Genomic DNA, 14,970 nt, shown 5'->3' on the forward strand with positions numbered 1-14,970 from the left:
TACGCCTGTGCGATTCACATTGCGGTTGTTACTTTAGCCGGTACCAGTTGCAGCTGGTATCGGCTTTTTTCATGGCATTAGTGGATGGTGAGTCGATTTTCGTTCATCGTGAATTTGATTTTAGATTTATAACTGATTTTCTGAAGGATGTCTAACACCTGCGGTAGCGGCATGCCTGCGGGGAACCGGAAGGTATAATTGCCTGCGCTTTTATCCAGCGCGGAGGAAACGTTGATGCCATATTGATCTTCCAGTGTGCGGATTACTTCAGACAGCGGGGCGTTTTGCAGGAGAATTTCGCCCTGTGTCCATGCGAGTGCGTCAGGTGGCTGTATTTGTTCGATCTGTTTTTGCGGATAGGTGATGCGTTGCCCCGGTTCCAGGAGCCCGTGGCCGGAGGCTTTTACTTTCCCTTCCAGGAGCGTGATGCGGCGGAATTCCCCGTCGGCCGGGCGCTCCACGGTGAATCGGGTCCCCAGCACGGTGGCGGTGTCTGGCCCGGAGCAGACCATGAACGGATTTTCGGCAGACGCTTCCACTTCGAAGTAGGCCTTGCCGCGGAGGACCGCCACCTGGCGGCCGTTGTAAGCCAGTTCGGTGTTGGGCCCTGCGGTGATGCGGGTGTTGTCTGGCAGGGAGAACGTCCGCACTTCGCCCGGCGCGGTGGCCAGGGTGGTGGTGCGGGGCGCTTCCGGGCGGAGGAGCCATGTGGCGGCCAGGGCTGCCACGCCGGCGATGGAGGCGGCTGCGGCGATGTAGGGCCATGTTCTCCGGCTGCGCTTCGGCGCGTGGGCCTCGATGTGGCGCCACATGGTATCGTGTAAACGGGCTTTTTCGGAGGTTTCCAGGACAGGGGCTTCGCCACGATCGGCCAGCCCGTCCATCCATTCGTGCAACAGGCGCTCCTCCTGCTGGGAGGCCTCGCCCTTGCGGTATTTCTCCAGTAATGCGCGTATGTTTTGTTCGTTCAAGGAAAGGGTGCTTTACAGAAAGACACGCGTCAAAACCCGGATAACCATCCGTCGCGAAAATATTTTTTCCGTTGAAAAAACGATTTAGTTAAGGATATAAAGAAGGAGGAAGGGGAGTACGTGCCATTGTACGCGGATGCGGCGCAATGCGGTGTTGATCTGGTTGCGGATGGTTTGCTCGCTGCTGCCGAGCCTTTGGGCGATCTCCGCCACGGTCAGGTGTTGGATGCGGTGCATGTAAAAGGCCGTCTTCATCCGGTCGGGCAGCTGGTCGATGGAGCGGAGCAGCGCGGATTCCGTTTCGCGGAAATGAATGGTGTCGAGCAGGGAATTGTCTGCCGAAGCCACGGCTTCGCCGAATTGGCCTACGTGCTGCTGGTATAATTGCTCGTCGCGGATGGCGTTGAGGAGGCGGTTGCGGAGGGCGGCGCGGAGGTATGCCGGCACGGAAGTCACGTGTGGGAGGTCGGTGTGGCTTTCCCATAGGTGAACGAACAGGCACTGGATGGCGTCCTGCGCGGCGGAGCCGTCTTTCAGCACACGAACGGCGTAATGGTACAATTCTTCCCAATACGTGTCGAACAAAGTGCGGAAAGCGGTGCTGTGGCCCTGGCGGACCTTCTCCCATAAAGTGTCTGGTTGTACTAGCTGCCGCATATCCCCGATATTGTGGGCTTCAAAATTAGTCAGTAACGTGTGGAATTATCCCGATGTCCTATTTATCAAATTGTTAAGTAAAAATTAGGAAGAAATACGGACATAAAAAATAGGGGGCAAAAAAAATACCGGGCGTTGCGGCCCGGTATTTTTGAATAAGGTTGTTGCATTGCAGGAGGGGTTGTTACATGGCGGCGAGTTGCACCTTTTGTTGCAATTCGATCACGCTGTCCCGGAAACTGTTGTCGGTGTCCATGAGGTCTTTAACGGTTTGGCAGGAGTGGATCACGGTGGTGTGGTCCCTTCCGCCGAAATGTTCGCCGATGGTTTTCAGGGAGTTTTTGGTAAAGCTTTTGGCCAGGTACATGGTGATCTGGCGGGCCTGGACGATTTCGCGCTTGCGGGTTTTTTGCAGGAGCTTGTCGTAGGCGACATCGAAATATTCGCAGACCATTTTCTGGATGCTTTCGATGGTGATTTCCTTGCTGGAAGTTTTGACGAAGGATTTGAGGACGCGCTTGGCCAGCTCCAGGTCGATTTCTTTCCGGTTGAGGGAAGATTGGGCGAGGAGGGAGATGAGGGCGCCTTCGAGCTCGCGGACGTTGCTCTGGATGTTGTAGGCAACATACTTTACGACTTCCTTGGGCATTTCGAGGCCGTCGTTGCGCATCTTCATTTCCAGGATTTCCATGCGGGTCTCGAAGTCGGGCAGCTGAATGTCTGCGCTGAGGCCCCAGCGGAAGCGGCTCAAAAGGCGTTCCTGCACACCGTCCAGGTCTTTGGGCGGTTTGTCGGACGTGAGGATGAGCTGTTTGCCGCTTTGATGGAGGTGGTTGAAGATGGCGAAGAACGCGTCCTGCGATTTTTCTGCCCGGGCGAAGAACTGGATATCGTCTACGATCAGCACGTCTATTAATTGATAGAAGTGGATGAAGTCGTTGATGATATTATTCTTGGAGTGATCGATGAACTGGTTGATGAACTTTTCCGCGCTTACGTACAGTACGGCTTTGTTCGGGTTCTGGCGTTTCACTTCATTGCCGATGGCTTGCGCGAGGTGCGTTTTGCCGAGGCCGACGCCACCATATATAACGAGCGGGTTGAAGGAGGTGCCTCCGGGTTTGTCGGACACGGTTTTGCCGGCCCGGCGTGCCACGCGGTTGCAATCACCTTCGATGAAAGATTCGAACGTGTAATTGTGATTCAGTTGTGAATCGATCTGAACGCGTTTGATCCCGGGGATCACGAAGGGATTCTTGACCGGGTTCTGTATGGTGAGCGGGAAATCAACTTCACTTTCCTTCTGGGGCTTGGTAAACTGCGTGGGCATGTTCACCGTTTTAGGATGTTGGTGGGGGGTGCTGTTCTCCACTACTATCCGGTACTCCAGGCGCGCTTCCTTGCCGAGCTCGCGCTTGATGGTTTTACCTAACAGGCCCACATAATGTTCTTCCAGGTATTCATAGAAAAACTGGCTGGGTACTTGAATGGTTAAAACGTTGTTCTCAAGCTTTACGGGTTTTATCGGCTCAAACCATGTTTTGAAAGGTTGCCATTCCACAATATCCCTGATTATATTCAGACACCTATCCCAAACTTGTTCGCAAGTTTTATTCATTTAGAAAAAAATAATTTGTCGTGTTTATAATTTGGGTGTTCTCGAATACTAAAGTCCTCCATGCGGGCAGTTGAAGAACTTTTTGACAGGACGACGAATATCTGTAGAAAATGTTGAAAAAAAAAATAAATCTGCCCTTGTTTAATTTCCTACAAATACAGTGTGCCGCAGCCTGTTTTATTCGTATGTAAATCGGCTAAAACACCCGTTTAGCCTGCAATTCGACCACTATTAAAAGTGCTAAACCGTACAAGCATGATTAACAAGTAATTTGTTAAAGTGTTTACTGATTAACGCGCAAAAGGACTGCTTATCAGGTAAAATAACATTGCCCTTTGCCTGCTTTAAAAAGCAAGCCCAGTAGGGCGCATTGTTGGCGCTTCGGTGTTTCACTTTTTTGGTAACTGCTTTTTCGTTTTCTCGAATCGGCTGCAAATTTATGATCTTGTTTCTAATAAATGCGAATAACTTGTGTAAAAGTTCTTGATTATTCCTGTATCTAAAAACTTATCTTTGGCGCAAATTGAAATTTTTAAACTAGTTATATATGAGCTTTGAAGTTACCGGTAAACTGGTAGTGAAGTACAATACGGTACAGCGCAGCGAATCTTTCAAAACCCGTGAATTTGTTATCGAGAAGACAGACGATATCAACGGCCGGGTGATTACCAATTATATCAAGTTTCAGTCAGTTCAGGATCGTACCGCCATTGTGGACCGTCACAATGAAGGTGAAATGGTTAAAGTTTATTTTAATATAAAAGGCACCCGCTGGGAGAAAGATGGCAAAGTGAACTACATCACCAACCTCGATGCATGGCGTATCGAGTCCATGATGCAAGGTGCGCCCGGCGCCGATCCCATGCCCAACTACAACACTTCCCAGGAAGGTTCCTTCGGCGGTGGCAACAGCGGCAACAGCGGAGACGATCTTCCGTTCTAATATATAATAATACACCGGCTCCCGAGAGCCCGATCATATTCCAGGCGCCCCGCTGCTGCGGGGCGCCTCCTTTTTTATACCTATCTTTGCCCCGGTTTTTAGGATAAATACCTAACAATGGTCAAACAAATCTCCCTCAAGCTCCTCCCGCAGGAAGCTACCCAACATCGCGCCATCACGCGCCACGCCGCCGAAGCCCTCGGCGTCAAACCGACTGACATCACCGGGTTCAATATCGTCAAACGCTCTATAGACGCGCGTTCCCGCCAGCCTTACTTCGTGCTCACCCTCGAAGTCTTCGCCAGCGAGCCCTTTCAGCCCAAACAACTCGAGCCCTTCCGCTACGAGCCCCTCCGGCCAGATGCCCGCCCCGTCATCGTCATAGGCGCTGGCCCCGCGGGCCTCTTCGCCGCCCTTCGCCTCATAGAGCTCGGCCTGCGGCCCATCGTGCTCGAAAGAGGCAAAGATGTGCGCGCCCGCCGTAGAGATCTCGCCGCCCTCAATAAAACGGGCATCGTCAACCCCGAATCCAATTACTGCTTCGGCGAAGGCGGCGCCGGCACGTATTCCGACGGCAAGCTGTACACCCGCTCCAACAAACGCGGTAACATCCAGCGCATCCTCAACATATTCCGGCAGTTCGGCGCCGATGACGCCATCACCACAGATGCGCATCCCCACATCGGCACCAACAAGCTCCCCCATATCATCACCGCCATGCGCGAACAGATCGCCGACAGCGGCGGCACCGTGCATTTCGAACAGAAAGTAACCGATTTCCTCATCGCAAACGAAGCGGTGACAGGCGTGAAAACCGCCAGGGGCGACGTATTCCACGCCCAACACGTCATCCTGGCCACCGGCCACTCCGCCCGCGATATCTTCGAGCTGCTGCATGAGAAGAAGATCCTCATAGAACGGAAGCCTTTCGCGCTCGGCGTTCGCGTGGAACATCCGCAATCGTTGATAGACAGCGCCCAATACCATTGCGCCCTCCGCGGCGATCACCTCCCTCCCGCCAGCTACAGCCTCGTGGAACAGGTGAACGGCCGCGGCGTGTTTTCCTTCTGTATGTGCCCTGGCGGCATCATCGCCCCGGCCGCCACTTCGCCGGGAGAACTCGTGGTAAACGGATGGTCGCCCTCGAAGCGCAACAACCCCTACGCCAACTCAGGCATGGTAGTAACGGTAGACGAGGAGGATTTTGCGCCATTCGCCAAAGCCGGCCCCCTCGCCGCCATGCACTACCAGCAAGCCGTGGAACGCAGCGCCTTCGAGGCCGGAGGCGGCGGCTTCGTAGCCCCGGCCCAGCGCATGACCGATTTCGTGAAAGGCAAAGTGTCTGGCTCCTTGCCGGATTGCTCCTACATCCCCGGCGTTCGCAGCACCGACCTGAGAACAGTACTGCCTGCAGCGGTACATTCCAGGCTGGGAGAGGCTTTTAGAGCTTTCGGCAAGAAGATCAGGGGATATTTTACGGAAGACGCCATCCTCGTAGCCACGGAATCCCGCACCTCAAGCCCCGTGCGCATTCCACGCAACGATCATGACCTCATGCACCCGCAGGTGAAAGGGCTCTACCCCTGCGGAGAAGGCGCAGGTTACGCCGGCGGCATCGTTTCAGCAGCCATGGACGGCGAGCGCGTGGCCGAAGCCATCGCCGGGGTTGGTACTGGGAATCGTCCGGTTGGTGTATCATTATGAAAATACGTTATCAATTCTTTGGCGCGCATGGGGTAATTAGGTAATTTTCCCCCGTCAATTATCCTTATGAACGTACTGGAACTCCAACATCTCAGGAAGCACTACGCCACGCACAAAGCAGTGGACGATATCAGCTTCTCCATCCCGAAGGGCAGCATCTTCGGGCTACTGGGCCCCAACGGCGCAGGTAAAACCACGCTCCTGCGCATGATCACCGGCATTATTTACCCCGACGCCGGGGACATCCTTTTCGACGGCCGCCCGTTCGACCCTCGCAACGATATCCAATATATCGGGTATATGCCGGAAGAACGCGGACTGTATAAAAAGATGAAAGTGGGCGAACAGGCCATGTACCTGGCCCAGCTCAAAGGCCTCAGCGCACAGGATGCCCGCCAGCGGATCGATTACTGGTTCAACAAATTCGAGATCACTTCCTGGACCAACAAGAAGATCGAAGAGCTCTCCAAGGGCATGCAACAAAAGGTGCAATTCATTTCCACCGTCATGCATCAACCCAAACTGCTCATCCTCGACGAGCCCTTCTCCGGCCTGGACCCCATCAACTCCCAGCTCATCCAGGACGAAATCTTCCAGCTCGCCAAAAGCGGCACCACCATCATTTTCTCCACGCACCGCATGGAGCAGGTGGAAGAAATCTGCGACCACATCGTGCTCGTCAACAAAGGCAAAAAAGTGCTCGACGGCCCGGTGAAGCAGATCCGGCAGGATTTCAAGCATCACCTTTTCCGCATCAGCCTGGCTTCCATGCCCAATCCCGCGCAAATGGCGACGCATCATTTCGAGATCGTCAAACAGCACGAAAACGGTTATACCGTGAAGATCAATGAATACAGCCAGACGAACGACATCCTGGCCCATTTCATCCATCACGGCATCCAGGTCACCTATTTCGAAGAAATCCTCCCCACCATTCACGAAGTCTTCATCCAACAGGTGAAGATCACCGACCTGGAGGTAGCCGCTAACTGACACCCATGAAATACTGCATATTCTTATTAATGATCGTAGCTGCGGGATGCGGTTCCGCCACCGGCTCGCAGCAAAATACCGATAGCACGGTCCAGAATGCGGACAGTCTTGCCGCTGCAGACGCGCGCGCCAGGGCGGAGGCTTTCCTGCAACTTTTCCCCTCCGTCAACCCCAACGACCTCGCCGTCGAATCTCCCCAGACCGACTCTAACGGCGTCATGAAGGGGATGGTAGGCAAATGGCTCGACAGCAGCATGGTCAAATTCCTGCCCGACAATTGGGCAGAAGGAGAGATCGGCGTGCCGGGAGAATTGTATGGCGGATATTTCGCCGTCGGCAAATTCTCCATGGGCGATTATGAAATGCTGCTGCTCAGAGCGCCCGGCGAATACCAGAGCAGCAGGATCCAGTTGCTCGCATGGCACAAACCCACCGCCCGCGTGAAAGATCACATCATGTTGGCAGACGAGTGGGGCGATGCCGGCGATGCGCAGCAAACCTACAGCTGGCTCCATCCCGATGGCAAGGAGCTCGAAGTGAGAATGGCCGTGCTCACGTCGTATCAAGACCCGGAGGATACGACCGGCCGCTCGGAGTCATCCACCGACTACGCCATTTTCCGGTTCAGGAACGATGCGTTCGACACCACCGGCATGAAGCAGCGCCGTAACGAAGCGTTCTTTCGCGCCAAATTCAAGAACAGTTACCAGGTACCCGATTCCGTATACGTAGAATATCACCCAAATTCTAACTCAGACTCCCATGAATAAGATCTGGATCATCATCAAAAGAGAATACCTCACCAGGGTAAGAAAGAAATCTTTCATCGTCACCACCCTGCTGCTGCCGGTTTTGTTCGCCGCCATGGTCATTTTGCCAGGCTTGCTCATCAACTCCGACAACAATGAAAAAGTGGCCGTGATCGACGAAAGCGGTTACTTCGCCGGCAAACTGCCCGACGAAAAAGGTATCCAGTACAAGTTCGTAGACGCCAAACTGGATACGTTCAAGAAAACGTACCGCGACCAGGGCTATACCGGCCTGTTGCATATCCCCAGGCTCGACATTAACCGCCTGCCCGCCATCGTCTACTACAGCAAGGGCCAGATGCCTTTCACGCTGCGGGGCAGCATGGAAAAGCGACTCGAAAGCGTGGTGGAAGATAAAAGGATGGAGCTCGCCGGGGTCGACAAATCGAAACTCGAAGAAATCCGTGCAGATATCTCTATCGACAACCTCGCCGGCGACGAAGAGAAGAAAGGCAGCACCGTAGCGGCTTACATCATCGGCTGGTTTGCCGGGTTCCTCATTTACATCGTATTGCTGGTTTTCGGCATGATGGTGATGCGCGGGGTGATGGAAGAAAAAACGAACCGCATCGCCGAAGTAATGGTTTCCAGCGTGAAGCCGTTCCAGCTGATGATGGGCAAGATCGTAGGGATCGCCGGGGTGGGGCTCACGCAGTTCCTCATCTGGGTAGGTTTGCTGATAGGGATTTACTTCCTGGTGATCGTGGGGATGCTGGGAGCGGACGCAGGTTCGGTTTCTGCAGCTACGCAGCCGGGCATGAGCGCTGCAACTGAAGATATGGCGCAGAAGATCGCCGGTTTCACGGGCAGCGTCAACTGGTTCTCCATCATTTCGCTGTTCCTGTTCTACTTCCTGGGCGGGTACCTTTTCTACGCGGCGCTTTTCGCCGCGGTAGGCAGTTTGGTGAACGAAGACCCGAATGATGCGCAGTCGCTCACGTTCCCCATCACCCTCCCGGTGATCGTGGCCATGGTGATCATGATCCAGGCGGTGATGAAGCCCACAAGCCAGCTGGCCGTGTGGGGAAGCATCATTCCCTTCACATCGCCGGTGGTGATGATGGCGCGGATCCCTTACGGCGTGCCGGGCACGGTGCCGATCTGGCAGCTCGCTCTCTCGATGTTCTCGCTCATCGCCGGTTTCCTCGCTACCACCTGGGTGGCCGCGAAGATTTACCGCACGGGGATCCTCATGTATGGTAAAAAGGTGACGCTGGGCGAAGTGGGGAAATGGATTTTCAGAAAAAGCTAGTGAACCGTTCCAGGATAATAGAAAAAGGCCATCTCAGGATGGCCTTTTTTATTTGTATATCTTGATGGGAGGGATGATCAGAGCGATCCGAGCTGCGAACAGGTGGCGCGGAACTCGTTCCAGATTTCGTGCAGCACGTCGGCCGCGGGCTTGATCTCGCGGATGAGCGCGCTCACCTGGCCGATTTCCAGTTCGCCTTCATCGAGTTGTCCTTCGAACATGCCTTTCTTGGCGCGCCCCCGGCCCAGGAGCCCTTTTAGCTGCTCGATGTCCGCCCCTTCCGATTCGGCTTTTTTCACCGCTTCGAAAAATGCGTTCTTCAACAGCCGTACCGGCGTCAACTGCTTCAGCGACAACATCGTATCGCCTTCTCCCGCCGTGATCACGGCTTGTTTGAATGCGGCATGCGACGAAGCTTCCGGCGTAGCCACGAACCGGCTGCCGACCTGCACGCCCGAGGCGCCCAGTGCGAAAGCCGCCGCCATGGCCTTTCCCGAGCCGATGCCGCCCGCCGCTATCACGGGGATCGTGACTGCGGCCGCCACCGCGGGGATGAGCACCATGGTCGTGGTTTCTTCGCGGCCATTGTGGCCCCCGGCTTCGAAACCTTCGGCCACCACCGCGTCTACTCCGGCTTCCTGGCTTTTCACGGCGAATTTGCTGCTCGATACCACGTGTACCACCTTCACGCCGTGCGCTTTCAGCAGCGGTGTCCAGGTTTTGGGATTGCCTGCGGAAGTGAATACCACCGGTACTTTCTCTTCCAGGATGATCTGGATATGTTTGTCGAGATCGGGATACAGGAGCGGTACGTTCACGCCGAAAGGCTTATCCGTAGCCGATTTGCACTTTTGGATATGTTCGCGCAGCACATCGGGGTACATGCTGCCGGAGCCGATGACCCCCAGTCCGCCGGCGTTGCTCACCGCACTGGCGAGCCGCCATCCGCTGGCCCATATCATGCCTGCCTGGATGATGGGATATTCGATGCCGAATAAGCTGGTAACGGGGTTTTGGAATGCCATCTGCCGAAAATTGGTTTAACCGAGATCGATTTCCGTGTTGTCGCCGATATTGAGGCTCTGGCTGAGCCCGCGGATATTGGCATCGCTACCGATGAGCGACGATTTCAGCACCACTTCGTACAGGTTGCTGAAAGAGCCGATGATGGAATCTTTCACGATGGAATAACTGATGACGGTATTGTCGCCGATGGCCACGTTGGGGCCGATGATGCTGTTTTTGATATTGCAGCCTTCGCCGATGCTCACGGGCGGGATGATGATGGTGTTCTCGTAAGGGAGCACGGGGCTGGCCGACAATTTATATTTCTTCAGCAGCGTGGCATTGGTTTCGAGGAGCGTTTCCTTGCGGCCGCAGTCGAACCAGTTGTTGACCTTGAACGCATTGAACTGCACGCCGTGCTGGATCATGCATTCGAGGGCATCGGTGAGCTGGAACTCGTCGTGCGAGCGGATCTGCTGGCGGATATTGTCTTCCAGGCATTGGTACAGTTGTTCCGTTTCCCGGATTTTGTACATGCCTACGAGGGCGAGGTTGGATTTGGGGATCTGGGGTTTTTCGATCACCCGGGTGATGGTGAGCTCTTCGCCGAGCTCGGCAACGCCGAAGTTGCGGGGATCGTCGACCTTCTTCACGCCCAGCACGGAAACCGGCGAGGTGATCACTTCCTTGAAATCCACTTCCACGATGGTGTCTCCCAGAACGATGAGCACTTCGTCGCCCGCTACCACGTCTTTGGTCAGCAGAATGGCGTGGCCGGTGCCTTCGCGGGAATTCTGCTGCACGAAGTGCGTTGTCAGATCGGGATATTTCTTTTCGACGTAATGCTGGATCTTTTCACCGAGATAGCCCACCACGAACACGAATTCGCGGATACCGGACTCCACCAGCTGGTCTACGATAATGCTCAGGATGGTGCGGCCCGCCAGCGGAATCAAAGCTTTGGGCTGCGTATATGTATGCGGGCGCAATTTTGTGCCTGCACCTGCGACTGGAATAATTGCCTTCATGTATCGGGTTTGATGGAAGTGGTCCACTGCTACAGTTACGGAATCACTTTGCTTCAGGGGGGCAAATTACGGAATAACGGGGAATAAAAACATGATAACGGTCTGGCTGCGAAAAGATATTATCGTTTTAGTATATATGGCTGGACGCTACTTTTCATCAATTCCAACTTTATATTTAGTAGGAAGATGATTAATTTTGCGTCTTAAATTTTCTTTCATCATGCAAAGAGACCAGCAGATCTTCGACATCATCCGCCAGGAACTGGAAAGGCAGCGCCATGGCATTGAACTGATCGCTTCTGAGAACTTCACGAGCCATCAGGTAATGCAGGCCATGGGCAACGTAATGACCAACAAGTACGCCGAGGGCTATCCCGGACGCCGCTATTATGGCGGTTGCGAGATCGTTGACTTGAGCGAGCAGCTGGCCATCGACCGTGCCAAACAGATTTTCGGCATCGAGTACGCCAACGTGCAGCCCCACTCCGGTGCGCAGGCGAACGCGGCGGTTCTGCTGGCCATCCTCCAGCCGGGCGACAAAATCCTCGGCCTGGACCTCAGCATGGGCGGTCACCTCACGCACGGCTCTGCGGTTAACTTCTCCGGTAAACTGTACCAGCCGCTGTTTTACGGCGTGAATAAGGAAACCGGCCTGGTTGAGTACGACAAGATGGAAGAGGTTGCCCTCGCCGAAAAACCCAAACTGATCATCTGCGGTGCTTCGGCATACAGCCGCGATTGGGATTACACCCGCATCCGCGAGATCGCCGACAAGATCGGCGCCTTCGTGATGGCAGACATCGCGCATCCCGCGGGCCTCATCGCCAAGGGGCTCCTCAATTCGCCCTTCGCGCATTGCCATTTCGTGACCACCACCACCCACAAAACCCTCCGCGGCCCCCGCGGCGGTATGATCATGATGGGCAAGGATTTCGAAAACCCCTTCGGCCTCAAAACCCCGAAAGGCGAAATCCGCATGATGTCTAACCTGCTCGATATGGCCGTGTTCCCCGGCATCCAGGGCGGCCCGCTCGAACACGTGATCGCCGCCAAAGCGGTTTCGTTCTTCGAGATCCTGTCAGACGATTACGATGTGTACGCCCGCCAGATCATCAAAAACGCACAGTCCATGGCCCGCTCCTTCGTGGAAAAAGGCTACCAGATCATCTCCGGCGGTACCGATAACCACCTCATGCTGATCGACCTCCGCAACAAGAACATCTCCGGTAAAAAAGCGGAAAATGTGCTCGTTCAGGCAGATATCACCTGCAACAAGAACATGGTCCCCTACGACGATAAATCTCCCTTCATCACCTCCGGCATCCGCGTCGGCGTTCCCGCCATCACCACCCGCGGCCTGACGGAAGATCACATGCCGCAAATCGTGGAATGGATCGACAAACTGCTCCTCGACGCCGACAACGAAGGCCTGCAGCAGCGCATCCGTGGCGAAGTGAACGAATTCATGAAACAATTCCCCCTCTACCCCGAAATGGGCTGAGGCTGATCCAAGCGAATAATGTAAAAGGCCGGTCTGGAGCGTATGGCTCCGAGACCGGCCTTCTTCGTTCAAAAGATGAATTATTTGTTCGCCAGCGTGATCTCCTGCTCGCGCTGGTTGCGGAACACCACCGCTTTCAGGTTGGTCCGCCAGGCGATGGGCTGGTATACGGAAAGGAAAGTTTTTACCGAGTTGACGGGCTGGCCGTCGAGTTTCAGCAACACGTCGTTCGTGCGCAGACCGGCTTTCCAGGCATCGCTGTTTTCCGGCACCGTTACGAAATACGCGCCTTTTTCGTCTGGGAGGCCCGTGGCGGAACGTTCCCCCAATCCTTCGATATTCTTCACTTTGGCGCCTTTCCACTCGAGCAGATCGCCTTTCGAGGATGCGGCGGAAAGCAGGATGGCAGGCAGGGGAACGGGCGCCGCAAGCTTTTTGTACGCCGCGATCCGCGTTCCGAAATTGTCTACGGGAAAATCGCGGTAAGTAATCTTGCCCGGCATGCTGGAGGGTTTCAGCCGGTAATCGCCTTTCTTGAAGTCGCGGAACTGAAGGTCGAGCACATAGGAATTTTTATCCGTGCCGCGCTGCCGTGCCGCTTCGAGGGAAGCCTTGTCGGGGAAGAAGTTATTATCCACCTTCTTGCCCCAAACATTGACCTGGATGGGCTTGTAGTCGGTCGTCACTACGTTGGCGGTAAACTCGTCGTTGCTGTTCGCAAACCATACGTGCGGGTGGAAAGTGTTGTTGATCATCAGGTTGTGATGCACTCTCCGGAAAAATCCTTCCCGCAGTTTCAATCCGCCGTTCAGGCATACGTTGTCGTAAATGTCGTAATAGGAAGAGCCGTCGTCCAGGTCGATGTCCCAGCCATGATCGCAGCGGAAACGGTTTTCGCGGAGGACGGTGGTGCCGAGGATGTCGAGCTTTGTGAGGCCGATGTTAGCCATGGTGGCGCTGTCCATGATCCTGCGGTTGGGGTGCCAGTACCTGTCGCGGCCCCAGCTGTTGAAAGCGCCATGGTCGCCGGTTTCGAGCACGGTATTGTACACGTCGTTCCGCTCGATGAGGTGGCCGCCGAACGTTCCTTCGCTGACATTGATGCCCGCGCGCGGTACGTTGTGGATCGTGTTATGTGCCACATGTATGGCGTTCGAAATGCTGATCTGCACGCCGGCCGATTGTTTTTCGATCTCGCCGGAAAATTGAATGAGGTTATCTGCCGCACTGCAGTTCTTCGGGAAATCTTCCGATTTGGGGCCGGGCGTGAAGTCCATTTCGCTGAAAGGCACGGCGAGGTTGTATTCGAAAGCCGGAGAACGCACGGCGCCCGGGCTCCCGACAAACGCGATGCCGGATGCGCCGGCCCTGTAAATATGATTGCTGTCGACGCGCACATGCCGATTATAGTTGTTCACGAACACGGCGTTGCCGCCCACTTCGTCGAACATGCAATTGGTGACGGCCACGTTTTCAGCCCCTTCCACGAGCACGGCCCCGCCGCGGTAGATGGTCCAGTCGCTGCGCAGGAGCGGTTCTTTCGTGAGCATAAACGTGCGTTTGTTGCCGGTGAACGTGATGCCGCGAACGGTCACGTTTTTCAGAGGCTGTTCCATGCTTCCTTTCAGCACGATGAGCTCCGTGGTGGCCGCATAAGCGATGTCGGCGGATGGTTTTTTCCCATTTTCGGGTTGGAAGTAAAGGGTATGCCCGGATGCGTCGAAGAACCATTCGTGCGGGGCGTCCAGTTCTTCACGGACGTTTTCCACGAAACGGTGGTCGGGGTGGAGGCCCATCTGCCGGTTGTTTTGCCAGCCTCCTTCCAGGATGGCGTTGCCTTGTGTATCCACGCCGGTCACTTTATAATGATAGCCGCCCCATTCCGCGCGGTGCAATGCGTGGACGATGGCGGTTTCCGGATGTTTCCAGGTTTTGATGCGCGCCGGTGAAAGCGCGTCTGCAGCTGTGCCATGGTAAAAGCGGGCCGAAGAATCGTAGTTGGGGTAGCGGGCGGAGATTTGCAGTTTCCCATTCACGTACAGCCTGTCCATTTCCGTGATACCCGCTGGGATGGAGGTTTTCCAGATGCCGTTCCCCGCGTCCAGCCAATTGGCGGTGAGTTTCCGGGCGCCGCTGATGACGGGTTTTTCGCCCGGTTCGGCCTTGATGGTGAAGTGCTGGTGTTGCGGGTTGTCGGCGGTCGTGAGCACGAAGGGCGCATCGAGATAATAGGTGCCGCCCTTTAAAATGATGGTGGTGGCTTTACCGGGATTCCGGCGCCAGGTTTCGCGGGCGCCTTCCAGTGTGGCTTTGGGTTGAGCCCGGGTGCCGGGATTGGCATCGTTGCCGGTAGGGGAAAGGTAGACGAGGGTTTCCTGGGCCTGTACCGCCAGGGGCGACAACAGGCTGCAGGCGATGATCCATTTCAGCATAGCGATTCTTTAGTATTGGCAAGATAGGCCCTTGCTTCCGGGCCGGTTGGTAGTAAT

The 14,970-nt window shown here is 55.1% G+C and carries 12 protein-coding genes; 6 read left to right on the forward strand and 6 right to left on the reverse strand.

Annotation, left to right across the window (positions count from 1 at the left end):
* Window positions 1–77: 77 nt before the first annotated feature.
* The 3 genes from ACQKLP_RS03830 to dnaA form a co-directional block, all read right to left on the reverse strand.
* Window positions 78–971 carry a FecR family protein gene (locus tag ACQKLP_RS03830; RefSeq protein WP_427320217.1) on the reverse strand — a complete coding sequence of 298 codons (894 nt, stop codon included), beginning with the start codon at window positions 969–971 and terminating at the stop codon, window positions 78–80.
* An 84-nt stretch (window positions 972–1,055) separates the two neighbouring features.
* Complete coding sequence (locus ACQKLP_RS03835; RefSeq protein WP_427320219.1) at window positions 1,056–1,628, reverse strand: RNA polymerase sigma factor; 573 nt, start codon at window positions 1,626–1,628, stop codon at window positions 1,056–1,058.
* Window positions 1,629–1,812: 184 nt separating this feature from the next.
* Window positions 1,813–3,246, reverse strand: a complete 1,434-nt coding sequence (gene dnaA / locus ACQKLP_RS03840; RefSeq protein ID WP_126244889.1) for a chromosomal replication initiator protein DnaA — start codon at window positions 3,244–3,246, stop codon at window positions 1,813–1,815.
* A gap of 547 nt (window positions 3,247–3,793) precedes the next feature.
* Here dnaA and ACQKLP_RS03845 point away from each other — a divergent pair.
* The 5 genes from ACQKLP_RS03845 (at window position 3,794) to ACQKLP_RS03865 (ending at window position 8,947) form a co-directional block, all read left to right on the forward strand.
* The gene (locus tag ACQKLP_RS03845; protein ID WP_126244890.1) at window positions 3,794–4,189 is read left to right on the forward strand and encodes a DUF3127 domain-containing protein; all 396 of its coding nucleotides are present in this window, start codon (window positions 3,794–3,796) and stop codon (window positions 4,187–4,189) included.
* 117 nt (window positions 4,190–4,306) lie between these two features.
* Window positions 4,307–5,893: an FAD-dependent oxidoreductase gene (locus tag ACQKLP_RS03850; protein WP_427320222.1), complete on the forward strand. Its 1,587-nt coding sequence runs from the start codon at window positions 4,307–4,309 to the stop codon at window positions 5,891–5,893.
* A 66-nt stretch (window positions 5,894–5,959) separates the two neighbouring features.
* A complete protein-coding gene (locus tag ACQKLP_RS03855) occupies window positions 5,960–6,886 on the forward strand; it encodes an ABC transporter ATP-binding protein (protein ID WP_427320224.1) in 927 nt (308 codons plus the stop codon).
* Window positions 6,887–6,891: 5 nt separating this feature from the next.
* Complete coding sequence (locus ACQKLP_RS03860; protein WP_427320226.1) at window positions 6,892–7,656, forward strand: hypothetical protein; 765 nt, start codon at window positions 6,892–6,894, stop codon at window positions 7,654–7,656.
* Window positions 7,649–8,947, forward strand: a complete 1,299-nt coding sequence (locus ACQKLP_RS03865) for an ABC transporter permease (RefSeq protein WP_427320228.1) — start codon at window positions 7,649–7,651, stop codon at window positions 8,945–8,947. The genes ACQKLP_RS03860 and ACQKLP_RS03865 overlap by 8 nt, the downstream gene beginning before the upstream one ends.
* 77 nt (window positions 8,948–9,024) lie before the next feature.
* Here ACQKLP_RS03865 and ACQKLP_RS03870 read toward each other — a convergent pair whose 3' ends face one another.
* Together ACQKLP_RS03870 and ACQKLP_RS03875 are read right to left on the reverse strand one after the other, a co-directional pair.
* Window positions 9,025–9,972, reverse strand: a complete 948-nt coding sequence (locus tag ACQKLP_RS03870) for an NAD(P)H-dependent flavin oxidoreductase (RefSeq protein WP_427320230.1) — start codon at window positions 9,970–9,972, stop codon at window positions 9,025–9,027.
* A 15-nt stretch (window positions 9,973–9,987) separates the two neighbouring features.
* The gene (locus ACQKLP_RS03875) at window positions 9,988–10,980 is read right to left on the reverse strand and encodes a sugar phosphate nucleotidyltransferase (RefSeq protein WP_427320232.1); all 993 of its coding nucleotides are present in this window, start codon (window positions 10,978–10,980) and stop codon (window positions 9,988–9,990) included.
* 220 nt (window positions 10,981–11,200) lie between these two features.
* Between ACQKLP_RS03875 and glyA the strand changes: the two genes are divergently transcribed.
* Window positions 11,201–12,481, forward strand: a complete 1,281-nt coding sequence (gene glyA / locus ACQKLP_RS03880; protein WP_427320234.1) for a serine hydroxymethyltransferase — start codon at window positions 11,201–11,203, stop codon at window positions 12,479–12,481.
* Window positions 12,482–12,561: 80 nt separating this feature from the next.
* On the opposite strand, the gene ACQKLP_RS03885 is transcribed toward glyA, so the two are convergent.
* A complete protein-coding gene (locus tag ACQKLP_RS03885) occupies window positions 12,562–14,913 on the reverse strand; it encodes a right-handed parallel beta-helix repeat-containing protein (RefSeq protein WP_427320236.1) in 2,352 nt (783 codons plus the stop codon).
* Window positions 14,914–14,970: the final 57 nt, after the last annotated feature.

Source organism: Chitinophaga sp. NPDC101104, from assembly GCF_050277495.1.
Classification (GTDB): domain Bacteria; phylum Bacteroidota; class Bacteroidia; order Chitinophagales; family Chitinophagaceae; genus Chitinophaga.

Excerpts from the sequence above, each read along its gene's own strand:
- ACQKLP_RS03870 (WP_427320230.1), bottom strand. The coding sequence starts at position 9,972 with ATGGCATTCCAAAACCCCGTTACCAGCTTATTCGGCATCGAATATCCC.
- ACQKLP_RS03850 (WP_427320222.1), top strand. The coding sequence starts at position 4,307 with ATGGTCAAACAAATCTCCCTCAAGCTCCTCCCGCAGGAAGCTACCCAA.
- ACQKLP_RS03885 (WP_427320236.1), bottom strand. The coding sequence starts at position 14,913 with ATGCTGAAATGGATCATCGCCTGCAGCCTGTTGTCGCCCCTGGCGGTA.
- ACQKLP_RS03875 (WP_427320232.1), bottom strand. The coding sequence starts at position 10,980 with ATGAAGGCAATTATTCCAGTCGCAGGTGCAGGCACAAAATTGCGCCCG.
- glyA (WP_427320234.1), top strand. The coding sequence starts at position 11,201 with ATGCAAAGAGACCAGCAGATCTTCGACATCATCCGCCAGGAACTGGAA.
- dnaA (WP_126244889.1), bottom strand. The coding sequence starts at position 3,246 with ATGAATAAAACTTGCGAACAAGTTTGGGATAGGTGTCTGAATATAATC.
- ACQKLP_RS03855 (WP_427320224.1), top strand. The coding sequence starts at position 5,960 with ATGAACGTACTGGAACTCCAACATCTCAGGAAGCACTACGCCACGCAC.
- ACQKLP_RS03845 (WP_126244890.1), top strand. The coding sequence starts at position 3,794 with ATGAGCTTTGAAGTTACCGGTAAACTGGTAGTGAAGTACAATACGGTA.
- ACQKLP_RS03835 (WP_427320219.1), bottom strand. The coding sequence starts at position 1,628 with ATGCGGCAGCTAGTACAACCAGACACTTTATGGGAGAAGGTCCGCCAG.
- ACQKLP_RS03865 (WP_427320228.1), top strand. The coding sequence starts at position 7,649 with ATGAATAAGATCTGGATCATCATCAAAAGAGAATACCTCACCAGGGTA.
- ACQKLP_RS03860 (WP_427320226.1), top strand. The coding sequence starts at position 6,892 with ATGAAATACTGCATATTCTTATTAATGATCGTAGCTGCGGGATGCGGT.